At 69.1% G+C, this 21,907-nt stretch carries 19 protein-coding genes; 11 read left to right on the top strand and 8 right to left on the bottom strand.

Annotated features, from left to right (window positions below; all coding sequences use genetic code 11):
- The first annotated feature begins 13 nt into the window (after nucleotides 1-13).
- From NGR01S_RS01410 to NGR01S_RS01385, 6 genes are all read left to right on the top strand, one after another.
- A complete protein-coding gene (locus NGR01S_RS01410; protein ID WP_063034323.1) occupies nucleotides 14-952 on the top strand; it encodes a M56 family metallopeptidase in 939 nt (312 codons plus the stop codon).
- The gene (locus NGR01S_RS01405) at nucleotides 945-2,303 is read left to right on the top strand and encodes a DEAD/DEAH box helicase (RefSeq protein ID WP_084480279.1); all 1,359 of its coding nucleotides are present in this window, start codon (nucleotides 945-947) and stop codon (nucleotides 2,301-2,303) included. The genes NGR01S_RS01410 and NGR01S_RS01405 overlap by 8 nt, the downstream gene beginning before the upstream one ends.
- A gap of 49 nt (nucleotides 2,304-2,352) precedes the next feature.
- Complete coding sequence (locus NGR01S_RS01400) at nucleotides 2,353-3,789, top strand: GuaB1 family IMP dehydrogenase-related protein (protein WP_063034486.1); 1,437 nt, start codon at nucleotides 2,353-2,355, stop codon at nucleotides 3,787-3,789.
- A gap of 260 nt (nucleotides 3,790-4,049) precedes the next feature.
- Nucleotides 4,050-5,444, top strand: coding sequence for a hemolysin family protein (locus NGR01S_RS01395; RefSeq protein WP_063034322.1), 1,395 nt, complete (start codon nucleotides 4,050-4,052; stop codon nucleotides 5,442-5,444).
- Nucleotides 5,437-6,501 carry a hemolysin family protein gene (locus NGR01S_RS01390; protein ID WP_063034321.1) on the top strand — a complete coding sequence of 355 codons (1,065 nt, stop codon included), beginning with the start codon at nucleotides 5,437-5,439 and terminating at the stop codon, nucleotides 6,499-6,501. The genes NGR01S_RS01395 and NGR01S_RS01390 overlap by 8 nt, the downstream gene beginning before the upstream one ends.
- Nucleotides 6,498-7,397, top strand: coding sequence for a hypothetical protein (locus NGR01S_RS01385; protein ID WP_063034320.1), 900 nt, complete (start codon nucleotides 6,498-6,500; stop codon nucleotides 7,395-7,397). The genes NGR01S_RS01390 and NGR01S_RS01385 overlap by 4 nt, the downstream gene beginning before the upstream one ends.
- 179 nt (nucleotides 7,398-7,576) lie before the next feature.
- Here NGR01S_RS01385 and NGR01S_RS01380 read toward each other — a convergent pair whose 3' ends face one another.
- On the bottom strand, nucleotides 7,577-8,221 hold the full coding sequence (locus tag NGR01S_RS01380; RefSeq protein ID WP_063034319.1) for a class I SAM-dependent methyltransferase: 645 nt from the start codon (nucleotides 8,219-8,221) through the stop codon (nucleotides 7,577-7,579).
- Between the two features lie 226 nt (nucleotides 8,222-8,447).
- On the opposite strand from NGR01S_RS01380, the gene NGR01S_RS01375 reads away from it, so the two are divergent.
- On the top strand, nucleotides 8,448-8,918 hold the full coding sequence (locus tag NGR01S_RS01375) for a DUF3592 domain-containing protein (protein ID WP_157107069.1): 471 nt from the start codon (nucleotides 8,448-8,450) through the stop codon (nucleotides 8,916-8,918).
- A gap of 74 nt (nucleotides 8,919-8,992) precedes the next feature.
- Here NGR01S_RS01375 and NGR01S_RS01370 read toward each other — a convergent pair whose 3' ends face one another.
- Both NGR01S_RS01370 and NGR01S_RS01365 read right to left on the bottom strand, forming a co-directional pair.
- Entirely contained in the window at nucleotides 8,993-9,442 is a 450-nt protein-coding gene (locus NGR01S_RS01370) for a MerR family transcriptional regulator (protein ID WP_063034317.1), read from the bottom strand.
- A gap of 82 nt (nucleotides 9,443-9,524) precedes the next feature.
- Complete coding sequence (locus tag NGR01S_RS01365) at nucleotides 9,525-9,725, bottom strand: hypothetical protein (protein WP_245664380.1); 201 nt, start codon at nucleotides 9,723-9,725, stop codon at nucleotides 9,525-9,527.
- Nucleotides 9,726-9,907: 182 nt separating this feature from the next.
- On the opposite strand from NGR01S_RS01365, the gene NGR01S_RS01360 reads away from it, so the two are divergent.
- Nucleotides 9,908-11,803: a CASTOR/POLLUX-related putative ion channel gene (locus NGR01S_RS01360; RefSeq protein WP_063034485.1), complete on the top strand. Its 1,896-nt coding sequence runs from the start codon at nucleotides 9,908-9,910 to the stop codon at nucleotides 11,801-11,803.
- A 564-nt stretch (nucleotides 11,804-12,367) separates the two neighbouring features.
- Here the strand turns inward: NGR01S_RS01360 and NGR01S_RS01355 are convergent.
- From NGR01S_RS01355 to NGR01S_RS01340, 4 genes are all read right to left on the bottom strand, one after another.
- Nucleotides 12,368-13,201: an MHYT domain-containing protein gene (locus NGR01S_RS01355; protein ID WP_063034316.1), complete on the bottom strand. Its 834-nt coding sequence runs from the start codon at nucleotides 13,199-13,201 to the stop codon at nucleotides 12,368-12,370.
- Nucleotides 13,202-13,356: 155 nt separating this feature from the next.
- Nucleotides 13,357-15,051, bottom strand: coding sequence for a hydrogenase maturation protein (locus NGR01S_RS01350; protein WP_063034315.1), 1,695 nt, complete (start codon nucleotides 15,049-15,051; stop codon nucleotides 13,357-13,359).
- Nucleotides 15,052-15,223: 172 nt separating this feature from the next.
- Entirely contained in the window at nucleotides 15,224-15,982 is a 759-nt protein-coding gene (locus tag NGR01S_RS01345) for an NAD(P)H-dependent oxidoreductase (RefSeq protein WP_063034314.1), read from the bottom strand.
- Nucleotides 15,983-16,111: 129 nt separating this feature from the next.
- On the bottom strand, nucleotides 16,112-18,301 hold the full coding sequence (locus NGR01S_RS01340) for a malate synthase G (RefSeq protein WP_063034313.1): 2,190 nt from the start codon (nucleotides 18,299-18,301) through the stop codon (nucleotides 16,112-16,114).
- 566 nt (nucleotides 18,302-18,867) lie between these two features.
- Here NGR01S_RS01340 and NGR01S_RS01335 point away from each other — a divergent pair.
- The 3 genes from NGR01S_RS01335 to NGR01S_RS01325 all read left to right on the top strand — a co-directional run bounded on the left by NGR01S_RS01335 (nucleotide 18,868) and on the right by NGR01S_RS01325 (nucleotide 21,479).
- A complete protein-coding gene (locus tag NGR01S_RS01335; RefSeq protein ID WP_063034312.1) occupies nucleotides 18,868-19,452 on the top strand; it encodes an HNH endonuclease in 585 nt (194 codons plus the stop codon).
- A complete protein-coding gene (locus tag NGR01S_RS01330) occupies nucleotides 19,449-19,697 on the top strand; it encodes a WhiB family transcriptional regulator (RefSeq protein WP_063034311.1) in 249 nt (82 codons plus the stop codon). The genes NGR01S_RS01335 and NGR01S_RS01330 overlap by 4 nt, the downstream gene beginning before the upstream one ends.
- 159 nt (nucleotides 19,698-19,856) lie before the next feature.
- Nucleotides 19,857-21,479: a VWA domain-containing protein gene (locus tag NGR01S_RS01325; RefSeq protein ID WP_245664379.1), complete on the top strand. Its 1,623-nt coding sequence runs from the start codon at nucleotides 19,857-19,859 to the stop codon at nucleotides 21,477-21,479.
- Nucleotides 21,480-21,486: 7 nt separating this feature from the next.
- Here NGR01S_RS01325 and NGR01S_RS30705 read toward each other — a convergent pair whose 3' ends face one another.
- Entirely contained in the window at nucleotides 21,487-21,630 is a 144-nt protein-coding gene (locus NGR01S_RS30705) for a hypothetical protein (RefSeq protein WP_157107068.1), read from the bottom strand.
- Between the last annotated feature and the right edge of the window lie 277 nt (nucleotides 21,631-21,907).

Genomic DNA, 21,907 nt, shown 5'->3' with positions numbered 1-21,907 from the left:
GTGAGCAGAGTCGATGAACGCAGCAGCACCGGCCTTCGCCGTACTTGCCTTGCTTCTCGCCGGTCCCGTCCCCGAATCACTCAGCCGGGCGACCTGGACCTACCGCGTACCGCGCGCCGCCCTCGTGCTCTGGCAGGCGATCGCGCTGGCCGCTGTGCTCAGCGCGTTCAGTTCCGGACTCGCCATCGCCGCGGAACTGCTGGTCCCGGGGCCGGACGGCCGCCCCACCACCAAACCCACCGATGAGATCGACGCGCTGGGCCTGCCCCTGTGGCTGGCCTATGTGTCGGTGTTCATGCTCACGCTGCTGATCGGCGCCCGGCTCGTCTACGCCTCGATCCGGGTAGGTGTGCATACCCGGCGCCGCCGCGCCCACCACCGCATGCTGGTCGATCTGCTCGACCAGAGCGGCCCGTTCCGGCGTGCCGCCGATATCCGGGTCCTGTCGTCCACCGAGCCGATCGCCTACTGCCTGCCGGGGCTGCGACGGCGGGTGGTGGTCAGCGCGGGCACGCTCGACACACTGGCCGAGCAGGAGCTCACCGCCATCCTCAGCCATGAGCGGTCGCATCTGCGGGCGCGCCACGACCTGGTGCTCGAGGCGTTCACCGCCGCGCACGAGGCCTTTCCGCGGTTCGTCCGCAGCAAATCCGCGCTGGATTCGGTGAAATTGCTCATCGAACTGCTCGCCGACGATTCCGCGGTCAAGGTCACCGGCCCGAAACCGCTGGCCCGGGCCCTCGTGGCCTGCTCGAAATCCACCGCGCCGCAGGGCGCGCTCGCGGTGGGCGGGCCGAGCACGCTGATCCGTATCCAGCGCCTGGCCGGTCCGCTGGGCGATTTCCGGCTCGCCGGCGCCGCCTATCTCGCCTCGATCGCCATCCTGGTGGTGCCGACCCTGGCCGTCGCGATTCCCTGGTTGGTCGAGCTGAGCCGGTTGTTCCGTGCCTGATCGCTTTTCGCCGGAGACCGGCAGCCCGGCCCATCCGCGCGCGGGCGCCGCCCGCACTCCCCCACCCTTCACCGAACTGGGCCTGCCCGTACTCACCGTGCAGGCATTGCGCCGGGAGGGTCTGACCGACCCCCTGCCCATCCAGGCGGCAGCCGTCCCCGACGCACTGGCCGGTCGAGACGTGCTCGGCCGGGCGCCGACCGGGTCCGGCAAAACGCTGGCCTTCGGGCTGCCCATGCTCGCCCGTCTCGCCGGGGCACCGGCCATCGCGCGGGCCCCGCGCGGACTGATCCTCGCCCCGACCCGGGAACTGGCCCTGCAGATCGAACAGGCACTGGAGCCGTTCGCACTGGGGCTGCGGCTCGGCACCGCGGTGGGCGGGATCCCCGTATCCCGGCAGGCCGCGAAGCTCCAGCGCGGAGTGGACCTGCTGATCGCCACCCCGGGCCGCCTGGCCGATCTGGTCGATCAAGGCGCGGCCGTACTCGACGCGGTCCGGGTCACCACGGTCGACGAAGCCGACCATATGGCCGATTTCGGGTTCCTGCCGCAGGTGCGGCGGCTGCTCGACCTGGTACCCGGCGACGGCCAGCGGATGCTGTTCTCCGCGACCCTGGACGACGAATCCGTGCGGGACCTGGTCCGCAGGTATCTGCGCGATCCCGTCACCCACACCGTGGCCGCGGAGCCGGCAACCGCCCCCGCGACCCATCACATCCTCTACGTCGAGCCGGCGGACAAACCGGCGGTCCTCGCCGAGATCGCCGCCCGCGACGGCCGCACACTGCTGTTCGCCCGTACCCAGTACGGGGCCGAGAAGCTCACCCGCCGGTTGCGCGACCAGGGCATCCGCGTCGCGGCCCTGCACGGCGGCAAGGCCCAGAACCGGCGCATCCGGACGCTGGCAGCCTTCGCCGACGGCGGTATCTCCGCCCTGGTCGCCACCGATATCGCCGCGCGCGGGATCCATGTGGACGCGGTCTCACTGGTGGTCCACGCCGACCCGCCCGCCGATGCCAAGGACTACGTCCACCGGGCCGGCCGGACGGCCCGGGCCGGTGCGAGCGGCACGGTGATCACCGTGGTCACCCCGGACCAGCGGGCCGAGATGGCCGCGCTGACGCGGGCTGCGGAGGTCCCCGTGGTGGAACACACCGTGCGGCCGGGCGACCGGGAGGTCCGCCGGCTCACCGGCGCGCGCACCCCGCCGGGCCCCGAGGCGGCGAAGCTTCCCGAGGTACCACCTGTGGCCGCGCGCGGCCACTTCCGTGGGCAGAGTGGCCGGGGCCGCGGCGGCGCCGCGAAACCGGCACCGAGCCGCCGGCCGCATCGTCCCCGCCGGGCCAAGTGAATTCGGCAGGTCCCCACGCCGGAGAGCCGTCCCGATTACCATGGGCGCAGTGCAGTTTCTCCCCGGACAACATCCGCCGTACGACCTGACCTACAACGACGTCTTCCTGGTTCCGAACCGCACCGATATCGCGTCCCGGTTCGACGTCGATCTCGCGACGGCCGACGGCTCGGGTACCACCATTCCGCTGGTCGTCGCCAATATGACCGCGGTCGCGGGCCGCCGCATGGCCGAGACCGTGGCCCGGCGCGGCGGCATCGTGGTGCTACCGCAGGATCTGCCCAACAGCGCCGTCGCCGAGACCATCGCCTTCGTCAAGAGCCGTTCGCTGATCGCCGATACCCCGGTCACCCTCACCTCCGACCACTCCGTCTCCGATGCACTGGCGCTGATCCACAAGCGCGCGCACGGCGCCGTCGTGGTTGTCGACAACGGCCGGCCGGTCGGGCTCGTCACCGAGGAAGCCTGCGCCGATGTCGATCGGTTCGCCCGGCTGCATGAGGTCGCCACCACCGATTTCGTCACCGTGCCGGCGACCGCCGAGGCCTCCTATATCTTCGACCGGCTCGAGGCCGCGCATTCCGGGCCCGCCGTACTCCTCGCCCCGGACGGTACGCTGGCCGGCGTACTCACCCGCACCGGCGCGGTCCGGCACGGCATCTACACCCCCGCCGTCGACGACGAGGGCCGATTGCGGATCGCGGCCGCCGTCGGGATCAACGGGGATGTGCCCGCCAAGGCCAAGGCGCTGGTCGACGCCGGCGCCGACATCCTGGTGGTGGACACCGCGCACGGACACCAGGTGAAGATGCTGGAAACCCTGAGCGCAATCCGCGACCTCGACCTCGGTGTGCCGCTGGTCGCCGGGAACACGGTGTCGGCCGAGGGCACCCGCGATCTCGTCGCCGCCGGTGCCGATATCGTCAAGGTCGGTGTCGGGCCCGGCGCCATGTGCACCACCCGGATGATGACCGGAGTCGGCCGGCCGCAGTTCTCCGCGGTCGCCGAATGCGCGGCGGCGGCCGCCGATCTGGGCGCCCACGTATGGGCCGACGGTGGAGTCCGCCATCCCCGCGATGTCGCCCTGGCCCTCGCGGCGGGTGCGTCGAACGTCATGATCGGCTCGTGGTTCGCCGGTACCTACGAATCGCCTGGTGACCTCCGGGTCGATCGAGACGGCAGGGCGTACAAGGAAAGCTTCGGTATGGCCTCCAAACGCGCGGTCGCCGCGCGGACCGTCGCCGATCGTGGCTACGACCGCGCCCGCAAGGCACTATTCGAGGAGGGCATCTCCAGTTCCCGGATGCTGCTCGATCCCGAACGTCCCGGCGTCGAGGACCTCATCGACCACATCTGCTCCGGAGTGCGCAGTGCCTGCACCTACGCCGGTGCCCGCGATCTCGCCGAATTCCGGGAGCGCGCGGTGGTCGGGGTGCAGTCGACCGCCGGGTTCGCCGAAGGCCGCCCGCTGCCCGGCGGGTGGTGACCCCGGCCACACCGGCGCGCGTCGCCGCCCCCGCGACCGTGCGCCCGCGCGCACGGTCGCGGTAGCATTACAACCGCCGGCGACCGTCGGCTGCGATCGTCAGGACGAAAGGATCCAGTTGTCACCCGCGTCCGAGGGCGCCACTCAGGAGGGCTCATCTATCGAGCCGGGTGACAGACCCGGCGTCCTCCGCTGCACGACCCTCCCCTCTCCGGCCCTTTCCCCATCGCTGATACCGATGTCCGCCGGGGGGTGGTGAGATGGCCGTCGCACTCACCGTCCTCAGCCTCATCGGGTTCGTGGCGCTCACCGCCGGCACCGCGTTGTTCGTGGCCGCCGAATTCTCGCTCACCGCGCTGGAACGCAGCACCGTCGAAGCGCACGCGCGCGACGGCGATGTGCGGGCGCGTGCGGTCCGGCAGGCGCACCGCACGCTCTCCTTCCAGCTGTCCGGCGCCCAGCTCGGTATCACTATCACCACACTGATCACCGGTTACATCGCCGAACCCGTGCTGGCGCGGTTACTCGAACCGCTGTTCGGCGTGCTCGGAGTCCCGGATTCCGCTGCTACGGGTATCGCCCTGGCCCTGGCGCTGATCCTGGCGACCTCGCTGTCGATGATTTACGGCGAGCTGGTCCCCAAGAACATCGCCATCGCCGCGCCCATGGCCACCGCGCGGGCGACCGCCGGGCCGATGGTGGCGTTCTCGGCGGTGTTCAAGCCGATGATCCAGTTTCTCAACGGCACCGCCAACTGGGCGGTCCGCCGGTTCGGGGTGGAACCGGCGGAGGAACTACGCTCGGCACGGTCGCCCCAGGAACTCGGTTCGCTGGTGCGCACCTCGGCCCAGCACGGCGCGCTCGATCAGCGCACCGCGCAACTGCTGGACCGCTCCCTGCAGTTCGGCGAGCGCAGCGCCGAGGAGCTGATGACCCCGCGGGTGAAGATCGAAGCCCTGGACCGCACCGACACCATCGGCGACCTGCTCGCCGCGGCCGCCCGCACCGGCTACTCGCGGTTCCCGGTGATCGACGGCGACCTGGACAACACCCTGGGTGTCGTACACGTCAAACAGGCGTTCACCCATCCCGCGCGCACGCGCGCCGGGGTCGGTCTCGCGCAGATCGCGCAGCCGGTGCAGGTGCTACCGGCCAGCCTCGACGGTGACGAGGTCCTCGAACGGGTCCGCGCCGACGGTATGCAGGTCGCGCTGGTCGTCGACGAATACGGTGGCACCGCGGGCCTGGTCACCATGGAGGACATCATCGAGGAGATCCTCGGCGATGTCCGCGACGAGCACGACGAAGAGGAACGCGACGTGCGCCGGGTCTCCGACGGCTGGGACTGTTCGGGCCTGCTGCGTATCGACGAGGTGACCCGGGCGACCGGATACGTCGCTCCCGAAGGCGAATACGAAACCCTCGGTGGTCTGGTGCTTACCCGGCTCGGCCGGATCCCGGTGGCCGGCGATACCGTGGTGCTGCCGGAGCGCGGCCACGAACGCCGCCACGGTGACGGGCAGGGCGGCTGGCTGGCCCGGGTGGAGCGGATGGACGAACGCCGCATCGACCGGATCCGCCTGGTCCCGGCCGATGCCGAGGCGATCAACCTGCGCGAACAACAGCCCACCGGCCGGGAGGTCCGCCATGGGTGACCTTTTCGGAGTGGCCCTGACCGTGCTCCTGCTGGCGGGTAACGCCTTCTTCGTGGGCGCCGAGTTCGCGCTCATCTCCGCCCGCCGCGACCGGCTCGAGGCGCTGGCCGCGCAGGGTAAACGTAATGCCGACACCGTGATCCGGGCCGGACAGAACCTGTCGATGATGCTGGCCGCCGCGCAGCTGGGCATTACGATCTGCTCGATCCTGCTGGGCCGGGTCGGCGAGCCGGCGGTGGCCCATCTGCTGGAGCGTCCGTTCGAGCTGGCCGGGCTGCCGGAAGCACTGCTGCATCCGGTGTCGTTCGTGCTCGCGCTGGCCATCGTGGTGATCCTGCACATTCTGCTGGGCGAGATGATCCCGAAGAACATCGCGCTCGCCGGCCCCGAACGCAGTGCGCTGCTGCTGGTGCCGCTACATCTGGCGTGGCTGCGGATCGCCCGGCCACTCATCGCGGTCTACAACTTCGCGGCCAACCTGTCGTTGCGGATGCTGCGCATCGAACCCAAGGACGAACTCGAGGCCGCGGTCTCGAGCGACGAACTGGCCGAGATGATCGGTGAATCCCGGTCCGAGGGCCTGCTGGACGAGGAGGAGCACCGCCGTCTCACCCAGGCGCTGGGCACCGGGGAGCGATTCGTCGCCGAGGTCATGGTGCCGCTGACGCAGGCGCGCACTATTCCGCTGCGTGCCCGCGGCACCACCCTGGGCGATATCGAGAGCGCGGTCGCCGAAACCGGTTTCTCCCGGTACCCGGTCCGCGCCTCCGACGGTTCCCTGGTCGGATACCTGCACGTCAAAGATGTGCTGGACAAGGTCTCCGACGAAACCGCGGGCCCCGGCACCGAGATCCCGCGCACCGATATCCGGCCACTGCCGACCGTGCTGATGGGCACCACCCTCTACGAGGCGCTGGCCCGGCTGCGCCGCACCAGCAGCCATCTGGGCCGAGTGGTGGACGCACGGGGCAATACGGTGGGCATCGTGGCGCTCGAAGATCTCGTCGAGGAGTTCGTCGGTACCGTCCGCGACACCACGCACCGGGTCGCCGAATGACGGCCGCGGCCGTCGGATCGGTGCTCGGCGCGACGGAGTGGCGGGCGCGCGCCGGGGCGCACCGGGACCGCCTCGACGCCCTGGCCGGCCCGTACCTGCGGGCGCGGGCCGCCGGGGCGAAGCACCCGGTGCTCGATTTCCTGTTCACCTACTACGGCCACAAACCGGCGCAGTTGCGCCGCTGGCATCCCGGTTTCGGGATGGCGCTGGCCGGTGCCGCCGAGTACACCGGCCTGCGCGGCTATCGGCGGATCGACGAGCCCGGCACGGACACCGGTCCGGTGGTCACCGTCGATCCGGAGTTCCTGCGGTCGCGCGCCGGCACCCTCACATATATCGCGGATCTGCTGCGCGCGACGGCGTCCCGGCCCCCGCAACTGTCCTGTTTCGGCCTGCACGAATGGGCAATGGTGTACCGCACCGGGGAGGTCCGCCACGATTCGGTACCGCTGCGGCTCGGCGCGGCCGGTACCGACGCGGTGGTCGAATCGATGCCGGTGCGCTGTACCCATTTCGACGCGTTCCGGTTCTTCACCCCGGCCGCGGCGCCCCGCAACAACCGGCAGCTGAACCGCGAGGACCAGATCCACGCCGAGCAGCCGGGTTGCCTGCACGCCAATATGGACCTGTACAAGTGGGGCTTCAAAGCGACTCCGCTCCTCGCCTCGGACCTTCTCCTCGATTGTTTCGCGCTGGCGCTGGACGCCCGGACCCTCGATATGCGAGCGAGCCCATACGACCTTCGCGAACACGGGTACGAGCCGGTGCGGATCGAGACCCCGGCCGGGCGGGCCGAATATGTGCGCCGCCAGGCCGAGATCGCGAACCGGGCCGGACTACTGCGGAAGCGGCTGCTCACGAGCCTGGATTCCCTGCTGGAACAAGTTTCCGAATAGAAGACCTATCCGAACCGATATCACCGGCGTCGGCGGATGTGGACCGGTTCGGTCGACAGGAGTCCGACCCGCGTGCGGCCGGATGCTGCGCGCGCGGATCCGCATCCGCATCCCGTTCTTCGGGCGGACCCACCCCGCGCAGGGTTTCACGTCGAAAGCCGACCGGCTCGCTGACGTGATCAGCCGGCCTGTGCCGGTTTCCGGGCCAGCACCCGGAACACCACCCCGCCGCGACCGGTGCGGGCGAAATGTTCGAGGGTGAACCCTGCGTCGGTGAGGTAGCCGACCGGCTCCCGGGTGAGGTGGTCCGCCGCGAGCCGTACCGCCAGCGGTTCGGCCAGGCGCATCAGCGCCGCCACCGGTCGCGCGCGGGCCGGACCGTGCTCGACCGCGACGAACGCACCGCCCGGCCGCAGCACCCGCCACGCGGCCGCCGCGGCCGCACCCGGATCGGGAATCGTGCAGAAGGTGTAGGTGGAGACCACCGTATCCACCGATGCGGCAGGCAGATCCAGTTGCTGGGCGTCCCCGTGCCGCAATTCCACCGGCACCGGCGCCGACCGGGCCCGTGCGAGGTCGAGCATTCGCTCGGACAGGTCCACCCCGATCACCCGCTCCACCCCGGGGCCGTACAGCGGCAGATTCAACCCGCTGCCCACGCCGATCTCCACCACCGTCCCGCGGGCCTGTTCGGTCGCCCATCGGCGCGCATCGCCGAGCAGTACTCGTTCGGACCATCCGATCTGGCGGTCGTATCCGTCGGCGATGCGGTCGAAGATCTGTTCCACGCGGTCCAGTTCACCGCGGGCTGTGTTGCCGGCCATACATTCAGAAAACCAGCCCGGCCCGTGCCGGCACATCAGGGAAACCCCCGAATCGCCGCCCGCGCCGCGCGTCGAGAGGACCGCGGTGGCGCCCGGCCGGTTCCCTCATCGTGCCGCGGTGCGGGGCACCGGCCCCGCGGGGACCGAGCAGGGGCTCGGTAATCGGCCGCTCTCCGGCGGGTTCTCCTACTAGAATCGCCTGTGCGGGCTTCCAGGAAGGACTGTTGTGCGACGTTCTCTCACCGCCGGAATCGACTCCAACAGGCTCGCCGTCGCGTTGATGGGAGTTGTGGCGATCCTGTTCGCGGCGGTCCCGATCGGTTACAACACAGTGTTCCTGGCGAACTCACAGGTCGTGACGGGCACCGCGGTGCAATTCGGTAGGGAACTCACCGACAACACCAAGGGCAGCCGGCCGGCCGGCACCTCCACCGTCATCGAGTTCACCACCACGGCCGGCGAAACGATCCGGGTCGACGGCGGCTCGGCGGCCTCCTCGCGCTATACCGATCTCGGTGACCGTGTTCCGGTCCGCTACGACCCCGGCGACCCCGGCCACGCAATGGTCGACGAAACCTTCCTCTTCCTTCGTCTCACCTACCTGCCACTGATCTTCGCCGCCCTCGGGGCTGCCGCGCTCGTGGCGGTCGCGGGGGTCGCGGCGGCATCAAGGATCAGGAAGTCGACCGTCGGATGAACCCGATCCCGAGAGGGATTCATCCTCCGATCGCCGGACCGGGCCACCGCATCCGCCGCTGCCGTGCCGCGGTATTACCGGCTGCCGCCACCGCGATCGCCGGGGGTGGGCACGGCTCCGGTGTCGAAGGGCACCGGGCAGCCCGGTGTTTCGCTGCATACGAGCAGGTCGGCGCATCCTTCGGCCAGCGCGGCCCGTAGTGTGTCGCGCACCGCGGACAGCTCGGCGAGTTTCGCCTCGACCTCCGCCAGTTTCACTGCGGTCCGCGCCCGCAATCCGGTATCGCGCCGGTGCCGGGCGGACCGGGTGGTGGCCAGCAGGCCGGCGACCTCGTCGAGAGTGAATCCCAGCCGCTGGGCAGCCTTGATCACCCGCAGCACCGTCACCGCCTGTTCCGCATACAACCGGTGCCCACCCGGGCTCCGGTCCGGCCGGGTCAACAGCCGGCGGCGCTCGTAGTAGCGCAGCGTCTGCGGGTTCAACCCGGCCGCCGCCGCGAGCTCGCTCGTGCGCGATCCGGTCATCGGCGGCCGTCGAGCGCGACGTCCACCCGAAGGGCGAATGCGTCGAGCACATCGATATACCCGCCCGGCACCTGGACTCCCATCAGTACACCGGTGCCACGGGGGCGAAGTCGAAACGGAAGAACGAACAGCAGCCCGACTCGCGCCCTGCCAGATCTCGCGCCACCGGCTCCGCGGCCGGATCGATCACCAGTTCCAGCCGTGCCGGGTCCGGCCGGCGGACGCCGCGCGCGGACTCGCCGAAGGACCGGTCGAACTCCGCGACCCGGACCGGCCGCTCCACTGTGGGCAGGGTGCACGCCGATCACCCGCGTTCGGGCGATACCGCCGACACCGAGGCGACGACCGTTACTATCGGCGCGGTCGATCGGAGCGTGAATGTTGCTTCGGTTGTGCATGATTCGCGACGGGCAGCTACGTTCTTCAACGACGAGTTGCTGTGGGTGTGAATGTGTAGGGGTGAGTGTGGCCAGGATCAGAGTGCGTGACCGGGTGCGATTCTGGTTCGACCGGACGATGGATCGTGGGACTCCGGCATTGATCGGCTGGCTCGGTCTGGCGTCTGCGGTACTGATCGCGGTGACCACGGCGCTGGCCGCCCTACTGGCACCGGACGATGTCGCGGGAGTCAAGGGCGGCTGGATCGGTGTGGCGTGGATGAGTTTGCTGCGCACGCTCGATCCCGGGACCATGGGCAGCGACGACGCGACCGTGTTCAGCGTGCCGTTTCTGGTGTTGATGCTGGTGGTGACGCTCGGCGGGATCTTCATTGTCAGTTCGTTGATCGGTGTGCTCGTGACCGGGATGGAATATCGGATCGCGGAACTGCGCAAGGGCCGGGCCCCGCTGATCGAGTCCGGGCACACGGTCGTATTGGGCTGGTCGGAGCAGGTTTTCACCGTGGTATCCGAGCTGGCCGCCGCGAACCAGCGCATTCGGCGCTCGAGCGTGGTGGTCCTGGCCGATCGGGACAAGGTCGATATGGAGGACCAGATCCGGGCCCGGGTCGGCAACACCGGGCGGACACGGGTGACCTGCCGCTCCGGCAGCCCCCTCAAACGCAGCGATCTGGAACTGGTCAGCCTGGATACCGCCAAGTCCATCATCGTGCTGCCGCGACCGGGTGACGATGCCGATATCGATGTGATCAAAGCCCTACTGCTGCTGAACAACCGATCGTGGCCGGCCCGGCGGCCGCATATCGTCACCGCGGTGCGCCAGTCGGAGGATGTGGCCGCGGCCCGGTTGGCCACCGACCCGGACACTCTGGTCATCGATGCCGAGGACATCACGGTGCGGATCGTGGTTCAGTCGCACCGCCAGTCGGGCCTGTCCACGGTGTGCACGGACCTGCTGGACTTCGCCGGCAACGGGCTCTACCTGCGGGCGGAGCCCACCCTGGCCGGCCGGACCTATGGTGAGGCGCTGAGTGCCTACAACACCAGCTGCCCGGTGGGACTGCGCCGGGGCGACGGGACGGTGGCGGTGAATCCGCCCATGGACACCGTCATCGCCCAGGACGACCAGATCATCGTGATCGCCGAGGACGATCTTCTCGTGGAATTGGCGACCGAGGCGGTGCCGGTGGTTACCGAGGCCCTGGTAAAGGTCCCGGAGGACGCCGCCGACCCCGCCCCCGACCGGACCCTGCTGGTCGGGTGGAACTCGCGCGGCCCCCGCATTCTCGGCCTGCTCGACGAGTACGTCGCCCCCGGGTCGGTGCTCGACATCGCCGCCCCACATCCCCCGCCCGGGGATATCACCGGCAGTCCGCGGACCAACCTGACCGTCGGCTACCGGCCCTGCGAACCGACCAGCCGGCGCTCGCTGGAGGCGCTGAATCCGGGCAGCTACCAACACGTCATCGTGCTCACCGACGATATGCTCGACGAGGATCCCGCCGACGACCGCACCCTGGTGACCCTGTTGCACCTGCGTGACATCGAAGTCCGGCTCGGCGACCCGTACTCGATCGTCACCGAGATGAACGACGATGCCAACCGGGAGATCGCGCAGGTCACCAGAGCCGACGACTTCATCGTCAGCAGTAAGCTGATCAGTCTGCTGCTGACCCAGCTCGCCGAGAACCGACACCTGCACGCGGTATTCACCGACCTGTTCGATCCCAGCGGATCCGAGATCTACCTCAAACCCGCCCCGGACTACGTGAGCACCGATATGGAGATCAACTTCGCCACCATCGTCCATGCGGCGCGGTCGCGCGGCGAGGCGGCAATCGGTTACCGGCTCCACCGGCACGGCGGCCGGCCACCGGCCTACGGTGTCACCCTCAACCCACCCAAGGACGCCCCGATCATTCTGTCGCCGCTGGACAGCGTGATCGTGGTCGCCGAGGACTGATCCCGCCCGTCATCGACATCACCGCGCCCGGCGGCCGCGCCCGTGGCCGCCGGTCCGGTCGACGACGAGACAGCCCGGGCGGCCACCGAGCGGCCATCGGTCAACCACGCGGCCGGGGCGCAGTGGTCGTCACCCGGTCGGTGCCGCGCCGCTGCACCGGGGACGAGCAGCTGTGGCAGGTGATCATCGCCGACAGCGGCACGAAACCGGCCCGGTGTCGGCCGGCTCCAGAACGCCCCGCTACCGGCCCGAGCCGGCGGACCGCTCCGGCGGTCCTCCGACAGACCCGCCGAACGCAGCGGAGCCCGGACGCACACTGCGTCCGGGCTCCGTATCGGCAATCGTTACCGGGTCACAGCGGCGGAAAACCCGCCGAGCCGGTGGACGCCCAGTTCCAGAAATCCCCGATTCGCGTGATGATCAACGCGAAGATATCGAGCACGGTACTACCCATTCGAACAATCCTCACTTCGGCTTGCAGATACGGCGGCCCAGAGTAGGCCGCGCAGCCGCGGGCGACAACCGAGGCCCCACCTCGATGGCACCACTGCGACAGGCGGCAGACTAGCGGTCCACCGGCATCCGCGGCCACTCCCGGCCGCTCACCGCGAGGGTCGCGGGATCGGTAGTGAGGGTCACGACCTCGTCGGATTCGTACTCCGATTTCGCTGCGGTCGTCGACCGGACCTCGAGCTCGGCCACGCCGACCAGGACGACGAGGCCCACCACCACCAGCGCGACGGTGGTGAGCAGCGGAGTGAGCAACTCCACCGGCGCGACACCCTCCGGCACCGCGGTGTGGTCACCGTGGTGGGCGCTCATGGCGGCCATACCGGTGTAGTGCATGCCACATACCGCGACACCCATGATCAGTGCCGCACCGATGGTGTTGCCCCAGCCCTTCACGTGCAGCATGAACCACAGCGCGGCGGTCGCGGCGACCACCGCGATCAGGATCGACAGCAGGACCAGTCCGGTGCTGTATTCCATCTCCGCACCGGAGTTCATCGCGGCCATGCCGAGGTAGTGCATCCCCACGACCCCGATTCCGGTGATCGCTCCGCCCAGCGGCAGGGCGATCACCTCCCGGTGCCCGCGCACCACGATCGCCAGTCCGATCAGGACGACCACGATGGCGATCCCGGCGCTGAGCAGCGTCATCGGCATGTCGTAGCGGATGGTCATCCCGCCGATGGAGAAACCGAGCATGGCGGTGAAGTGCATGACCCAGATACCCGCGCCGCCGAGCGCGATGGCGGCGGCGACCAGCCAGCCGCCGGCCTGTTCCGAGGATCGCGCGCGGACCGCGCACCGGAGACCGAGCACCGACCCGATGAACGACATGAAATAGGCGAGGACAGGCGTCACCCACCCATTGCTGAAGTGCTCGAGCTGCACGTGTAACTCCGTTGTATTAGTCGATTTCCGAACTGCGGCCACCTGGACAGTAGTTCGGCAGACCCCGAGGGGGTCTGCAGAATAAAAATTTCACCCTACGGGGGTGTACATCCGCCACTTGATGTCACAACTGAGCTAAGGCCGAAATATCCGGATCAGCTCCGCAGGTAGGCAGGAGTGTTAGGCGGCACCACATTGTACACGAAGTTCTGCCGCAGTTCGTGGTAGGGCTCGCCCTCCTCGAAGAAGTTCCGGCGCATCTGCGCCAGTTCCTCGGCGCGATACTCCGCCAGCGGTTTGGCGGCCTCGTCGGCCTCCCGCAGCTGCTTCTTGGCGGTCAGCCGATTCTCCAGCTCGGGCGAATCGGCCAGCGCCTCCGCTTCCCGGCGCACCCAGTCGGCGAACTCGGCGGTGTCCCCGGAACCCACCCGGTCCACCAGTCCGAGGTCCACGGCCGCTTTCGCGCCCACCGGCAGGGTCTCCCGGGTGAGCCGGGCGGCCCCGGCCGCGCCGACGCGCCGCGGCAGCGAGTAGGTCCAGTACTCCGAGCCGTACAGGCCCATCAGGCGGTAGTGCGGATTGAGTACCGCGGCCTCGCGGGCCCATACTTCGTCGGCGGCCAGCGCCAGCATCACCCCACCCGCGGCCGCGTTACCGGGCAGCGTCGAGATGACGAGTTTGTCGGTGGTGGTGAGGATCGCCTCCACGAGATCGTTCATGGCGTTGATGTTGTGCCAGGACTCCCGGGCCGGATCCGCCGCCGATTCGATGACGTGCAGGTGGATACCGTTGGAGAAGAAGTCCCGGGCCGGACCGAAGACCAGTGCCCGGGTCGGCCGCGCGCAGGCCTCCCGGTAGGCGGCGAGCAACCGGCGGCACTGCGCGGTGCTCATCGCCCCGCCCGCGTAGCCGAATTCGAGGTAGCCCACCGACCCTTCCTCGCGGTAACGCACCTCGGACCAGGTATCGCGGACGGCCGCAGCGGCCGCCGACACCGGCACCTCCGGGGTGGCGGGGGGCAGGTCCGCGCCGAGCGCGGCCACCGCGGGTCGTTTGAATGTCGCCGGGCCGCCCGGTATCCGGCGGCGCCGCAACTGCGGCAACCAGACCGCACCGTCGACGGTGGCCCGGCAGATCGCACCGTCGCGGGTCGCGATCACCGCGCCCGGCTCACCACGCAGCCGGTCCTCGTTGTGGCCACCGTGCACGAAGTACTCACGACCGTAGAGCTCGTCGAGCACACCGGGCTGCGAATCGGCCGCGCGGAGTTTGCGCAGTACATCGGCGGTGCTGTCGGTCGTCCAGTCGATCCGGCGGTACTGCTGGGAGTGGTAGGGCCGCAACCGGCCCCGGACATCGGGCCGGTCGTAGTCCAGCGGCTCGGGCACGAAATCCCCGGTACCGAAACGTTCGACTGCCAGCAGCACCGCGGTGACGGCGGCATCCGACATCTCGTTGCGGTACAGCTCGCTCTTCCCGCACGCGGGTACCGGGAAGGACACCGAGGCCCAGATCGGCCCTGCGTCCATCTCCTCGACCGCCTGGAGCACCGTGACACCCCATTCGGACGCGCCCTCGCTGATCGCCCAGTCGAGCGAGGAGGGGCCGCGATCGCCCTTGGGACCGGGATGCACGATCAGCACGGTGTGCTCGGTCCAGATGTCCTCCGGGACAGCGGTGGTCAGCATCGGCGCCACGATGAGATCGGGCCGGAACGCCGCCACCCGGGCTCGCAGCAGATCGTCGCCGAGCGCCAATTCGACCGTGACCTCGTGCCCGCGATAACGCAGTTCCGTGTGCACACGCTGTGTCAGGCTGTTGAAAGCGCTCGCGACCAGCAGGACTCGCAAGATTCTCCTCCATCGGACAGGGAACCGATCCGCTCGTTCCCCGGATACGGTCTCTACCCGACCAAGCTAGTCCTGCGCCGGCCCGCCCGCAGCCCGGGCCCTCCCGACCACTCACTGCGCGAACGGATTCGCGGTGGGAGGAAGCGGGCGCGCCCGTTCGCGCCGCGCTACCTCACGAGGCGATGTGCAGCCCGAATCCGGTGGCTCCCGCCTCTTCGCGTCCCGCTTCGAGCCGGAGCGAGCGATCATAGTCGCCGCCGGCTTGACGCCGATACCGGATCGGCTCGGCGGTGTCCAGTTCCGCCAGCCGCTTACGCAGATCGATGGCGAGCTGTTCGAAGCGTTCGTCGTCCACCCTGATCGCACCGTGTACGACGAACGGTGGCAGCACATCCATGCCCGGGTAGTAGAGGATGCCGTGGTGGATGGGGAACAGCACATCCGCTGTCGGGCCGTTGATCCCCCGATCGGAATACGCCGGTTCCCGGCCGCCGACGGCCACCACCAGCATCGCCCGCCGACCGGCGAGGACGCCGTCACCGTAGCGTGGGATGGCGGTTCCGCCCGCGCCGTAGGCGAATCCGCAGGTGAACACCCGATCCACCCAGCCCTTGAGGATGGCGGGCATGGCGAACCACCACAGCGGGAAATGGAGCAGCACGGTATCGGCCCACAGCAGTTTCTCCTGCTCGGCCCGGATATCGGCGCTCAGCGTGCCGTTCGCGAAGGCCTCACCCGAGGCCAGCATGAAGTTGGTCTCCTCGACGGCCCCGAAATCGGTGGCGTCGGCGTGGGCCTTCCAGCCCATGGCGTAGAGGTCGCTCACCCGCACGTCGTGGCCGTCGGCCCGCAATTGTTCGACGGCCACATCTTTCAGGGCTCCGGTGAGCGAATCGGGTTCCGGGTGCGCGTAGACGATCAAAACCTTCATGTCCCGGACAACACCTCGACCCGGCGTCGGCATTCCCGGCGTGCCCCGCGCGGGCGCGCCGGCATACGAACATGCGGTCCCCGACCGCTCACGAGAGGCCGGGGACCGCACGCTGTCGTGCCGAGGCGGTTACGCCTCGTTCTTACCCGCCAGCGCCTTGGCCTCACGGCGGCGACGGTGCAGGATCGGCTCGGTGTAGCCGTTGGGCTGCGCGGTCCCTTCGAGGATGAGATCTTTCGCGGCCTGGAAGGCGATACTGCCCGCGAAATCGGGCGCCATCGGACGGTAGCCGGGATCGCCGGCGTTCTGCCGATCCACCACGGGCGCCATCCGTTCCAGGCTCGCCACCACCTCGTCGGTGGTGACCACACCGTGACGCAGCCAGTTGGCCATCAGCTGGCTGGAGATCCGCAGGGTGGCGCGATCCTCCATCAGCGCGATATCGGAGATGTCGGGCACCTTGGAACAACCCACACCCTGGTCGATCCAGCGCACCACATAGCCCAGGATGGACTGCGAGTTGTTGTCGAGCTCCTGCTGCTTGTCGGCCTCGGACCAGTTGGTATCCGTGGCCAGCGGGATCTGCAGGATATCGTCGACACTCGCGCGTGCCCCGCCCTTGGCGATCTCGGCCTGCCGCTTGAACACGTCCACCAGGTGGTAGTGGGTGGCGTGCAGGGTGGCCGCCGTCGGGGAGGGCACCCACGCGGTGGTGGCGCCGGCCTTGGGATGGCCGATCTTCTGTTCGAGCATGCCGGCCATCAGGTCCGGCATGGCCCACATTCCCTTGCCGATCTGCGCCTTGTGCGGCAGCCCGGCCGTGATACCGGTATCGACGTTCCAGTCCTCGTAGGCCAGGATCCACCGCTGGGTCTTCATTTCGGCCTTGCGGATCATCGGCCCCGCCTCCATGGAGGTGTGGATCTCGTCGCCGGTGCGGTCCAGGAAGCCGGTGTTGATGAACACCACGCGGTCGGCGGCGGCATTGATACACGCCTTGAGGTTCACCGTGGTGCGGCGCTCCTCGTCCATGATGCCGACCTTGAGGGTGTTACGCGGTAGGTCCAGCACATCCTCGACCGCGGCGAACAGGTCATTGGTGAAGGCCACCTCGTCCGGGCCGTGCATCTTCGGCTTCACGATGTAGACCGAACCCGTGCGGCTGTTGGTGAGCGCCACATCGTCGCGCAGCGAATGCTTGGCGATCAGGGAGGTAAGGATGCCGTCCAGAATGCCCTCGGGCACCTCGTTGCCCTCGTCGTCCAGGATCGCGTCGCTGGTCATCAGATGGCCGACATTGCGTACGAACAGCAGCGACCGGCCGTGCACGGTCAGTTCGGAACCGTCCAGGGCGGTGTAGACCCGGTCCGGGTTCATGGTCCGGGTGAAAGTCTTGCCGTTCTTGGTGACCTCCTCGGCGAGGTCGCCCTTCATCAGGCCCAGCCAGTTGCGGTAACAGAGGGTCTTGTCCTCGGCGTCCACCGCGGCCACGGAGTCCTCGAAGTCCATGATCGTGGTGACCGCGGATTCGATGACAACATCTTTGATGCCGGCGGTATCGGTGCCGCCGATCGGCGAATCCGGATCGATCTGGATCTCGATGTGCAGCCCGTTGTTCTGCAGCAGGATCGACCGCGGGGCGGCCGGGTCGCCCAGATAGCCGACGAGCTGACCGGCATCGGCCAGGCCGATGGTGGTGCCGTCCTCCAGGCCGACCTCGAGTTCACCGTCGACGATGGCGTAGGAGGTCGAGCCGATATGCGAACCGGTGATCAAGGTGACCGCGTCGTCGAGGAAGTTGCGGGCCCATTCGATGACCTTGTCCCCGCGCACTCGGTTGTAGCCGGTGCCCTTCTCGGCGCCGCCGGTCTCCGGGATGGCGTCGGTGCCGTAGAGCGCGTCGTAGAGCGATCCCCAGCGGGCATTGGCGGCATTGATGGCGAACCGCGCGTTGCTCACCGGGACCACCAGCTGCGGCCCGGCGGTACTGCTGATCTCATCGTCGACGCCGGCGGTGCCGATGGTGAAATCGGCGGGCTCGGACTGCAGGTAGCCGATCTCGACCAGGAACTGCTTATAGGCCGACCTGTCGTAATTTGCGCCCGGATGTTCGCTGTGCCAGGCGTCGAGCTTGCCCTGGATTTCGTCGCGTTCGGCCAGCAGGGCTCGGTTGCGCGGCGCGAACTCGGTGATGATCCGCTCGGCGCCGGCCCAGAACGCGGCGGAATCGACGCCGGTACCGGGGAGCGCCTCGTTCTCTACGAAGTCGTGGAGAACGGTGGCAACCTCGAGCCCGCCGACCTTTTTCCGCTCTGTCATCTACGTGCCTCACTTCCGCGAAATACCGGGTGGAAAGTCGATGTTTATGTTACCGACCGGTAGCGGTGCTCCGATCGCCGGGTGATCACGTGGGCGGGGGCGCAGACGTCCCGATGCGGACTCTACCCCGCACCGTCGCGACCGCCCGGGCTCCGCCGCGCGGCGCTTCCGGCGGCCAGGGCGGGGTCCACGGTTGGGCGCCGGTCCACGCGACGGTAGTGCCCGATCAGGTGCCGAAAAATGAGCCGACAACCGCTACCGCCCTGTGCCACCATGTATTCCATCCGGCCCGCCGCCCCGGCAGGGCTACGACACAGCGAAGGGAGGAGTGGTCTTGTATCCAGTCGCATCGGCCGGTAACACCCGGTCGAACGCCGATTCCGCAGCACGCGCCAGTGCGCCGAAACGGCCGATGGGCGTGCGCGGCGAGCCGTCGCGGCAGCCGGAACCCGCCATCGGCGATCGCGCGATCGACCGGCTCCTCCCCCAGCGGCGCTGACCGCCCGCCTTCTCCCGTCTCCGTCGTGGTCCCGGCTGCCCCGGGCCGTCGAAACCTGGTGATACCCATGCCCACAACCACTGTCGCCGAACCGGCAACGCTCACTCCGGACAACTGGATACGCGCCCGTGTGCTGGTGCTCGACGCCGGCTACGAGGCGCTGGCCCGGATTCCGGCCGGCCGGACGGTAGTACTGCTGACCAGCGGAATCGCCGAATCAATCGTTATCCGGCAACCGCATTTCCCGATCCGGTCCCAACACACCGAGATCATGCTGCCGGAGACGATCCGGCTGGTCCGCTACCGGTACCTGGCCCATCTCGCGGTCCGCCGGCCCGACAGCCGCGCCACGCACGCCGCGATCCTGCGGCGTGACGGGAACCGGTGCGGTTACTGCGGCTCCGGGGCACACACCGTGGACCACATCCGGCCGCGCAGCCGAGGCGGTCCCAATACCTGGGAGAACCTCATCGCATGCTGCGTGACCTGCAATACCGGTAAAGCCGACCGCACCCCGGAAGAGGCCGGGATGCGGCTGCTCTGGCCGCCGCGGCCGCCGGACCCGCTCGCCCGGGCGCAGCGCCGGATCTGGCGACAACTCGCGACGACAACCACCACCGAGGCGATCCAGGAAAGGAGGGGATCGAGATGACCGTCGAGATTCTGGCAGACCTGCTGCCCGTTTCCGACAGCCGCGGATGGCAGCGGGCCGCCTGCCGTGGCGACCCGAACCACGAGGCGTGGTTTCCCTACCCGTCCCAGGATTTCGCCTATGCGCGGGAAGTGTGCGGGCGCTGCCCGATCCGGCTCGAATGCCGGAGGTTCGCCGAGCGCACCGGACAATCCGGCGTGTGGGGCGGGCAGGAATTCGACCGTGGCACGATGATCCGGGAGTAGCCGGATCGAAGCTGGTCGGAGGCACTGTGGGGCCGTGCGGCGAGCACGGCCCCACAGTCGTGACCGTGGTGCTTCACCGGGCGGTTCAGGACCATAGACTGACTGCCCGTGGGTACCCATCGCAGCACCGGTTCTTCCCGGAGATCGAGCAAGGGACCGGTGATCGCGGCGGTTATCGTGGTGGTCCTGGTCGCACTGGTTTTCGGATGTTCTCGACTGGACACGGATTCCGCGGACCGATCGGCGGCCGCGGGCACGTGCGTGGAAGGCGAGGCCGTCCTCGACGTAACGGCCGATCCGGAGGTCGCCGACCCGGTCCGCACCATCGCGGAAAGATACAACGAGACCCGGCCGGTGGTCCGCGACCACTGCGCGAAGGTCGTGGTCACCGAGCGGCCGTCCGCCGATATGGTGGCCGCCTTCACCTCGAACGCCACCTGGAATCCCGTCCTCGGTCCCCGGCCGGGGCTGTGGATACCGGTTTCCAGCCGCGATATCGAGTCCATGCGGGTACCCGGCCTCATCGAGGGCACCCCGCAGTCGATCGCGTCCAGCCCCATCGTGCTCGCCGTGCCGGAGATTCTGCGGCACGCGCTGGCCGCCACTCAGACCTCGTGGGCGGATCTGCCACGGCTGCAACAGGGTTCACTCGATCAGATCGGTCTTCCGGGCTGGGCGGGGCTGGAGCTGGCGCTCCCGCCGGGCGACAGCACGCTGGCCGTCGCCGCCGCCGTCGCGGGCGCGATCTCGGGCACCGAACCACTCACCGAGGAGGCCGCGAAATCCGGCCAGGCCGTCTCCGCGGTATCGGGTCTGGCCGCCGCCGCACCCGAGGCCGCGGACGTCTCCGCCGCGATGACCACCCTGTCGTCCGCCGCTCCGGCCGAGGCCCCGGTGCACGCCGTACCCCTGACCCAGCGGCAGCTCGCGGCCAACGGCAGCGCGACCGCCTACGTCCCCGTCGGGGCGGCACCGGTGGCCGACTACCCGGCCGCGATCATGTCGGGGCCCTGGGTGGACGAGACACAGAATCTCATCGCCGGCCTGTTCGCCGATTACCTGCGCAGGCCCGAACAGCAGCGGGACCTGGTCGCCGCCGGATTCGCCGCCCCGCCGGCCCAGCAGGTCGTCTCACCGCCGCGCGCCGCGCTGGACCGGCTCCGGAAGGCGCTCACCAACCCGGTGCTCGGGGTGCAGGCCACCGCGCTGCTGGATGTCTCGTCCTCCATGAGCACCACCGAGGGCGACCTCACCCGCCTGGCCAACACCGTCGGCGCGGTGGCCTCCACCCTGAATGTGATGCCGCCAGATTTCGGGCTGGGGATCTGGACCTTCGGCAAGAACGTCGACGGCGACACCCCGTACCGGGTCGTCGCCGGCACCGCCCGCCTCGACGACGAACACCGCGGCACCCTGATGGGCTCGCTCGGCAAGATCGAGGCGACCGCCGCCAGCACCGACGAATGCTATCCGGCGTTGCTGGCGGCATATCGCGGCGCGATCGAGACCTACGCCGCCGAACGCACCAACTCGATCCTGCTAGTCACCGACGGGCCCGAGGACGAGTCCACGCTCAGCGGAGAAAACCTGCTGACCGCCATCCAGGACGCGGGCGATCCCGCGACGCCCGTCCGGGTGGATGTCATCGTCGTCGGGGGCGGCGAGGGCACCGATACATTGCGCACACTGACCCAGCGCACCGGCGGCAGCTATGCCGTACTGCCGAGCAGTAACGACCTCGAGTTCGGCACGGCCGTGGTCGGGGCGCTCACTACACCCTGACCGGCGGTCAGCCGGATCGCCCGGCCCGGGATTCCCGCCAGCGGTAGCGGGTCCGGGGCCGGCCGGTCCGGCCGTATTGAATCGGGGTGCGGTCGGGAGCCATCACCACGATGAGATCCACCCCGGTCGTCTGCCGGATCTGTTCGGTCACCGGTTGCAGCAGCGCGGTCGGGTCCGGGGACCCGCACCGCGGCCGCGGTGGACGATTCCGCCGCGACGCTCGCCGCGATATCGGTGACCTCGCGAGTGACGGTCCGGTCGCCCTCGCGCCGGGCGTCGAGCACCACGTACCCGACCCAGAGGGCTGTGACCAGGGCTAACAGCAACAATTGCAGGACGAAGACCTATCCCGCCAGGGACCACCGACCGGTTCGCACCGGCTCCTCCGCTGAACGAAGTACACAAAACCGTGACGGGCGTCACGTATC

Source organism: Nocardia grenadensis NBRC 108939, from assembly GCF_001613445.1.
Classification (GTDB): Bacteria; Actinomycetota; Actinomycetes; order Mycobacteriales; family Mycobacteriaceae; genus Nocardia; species Nocardia grenadensis.
The sequence above is the reverse complement of the archived record's forward strand: the minus strand, read 5'-3'. Positions and strand labels throughout refer to the sequence as shown.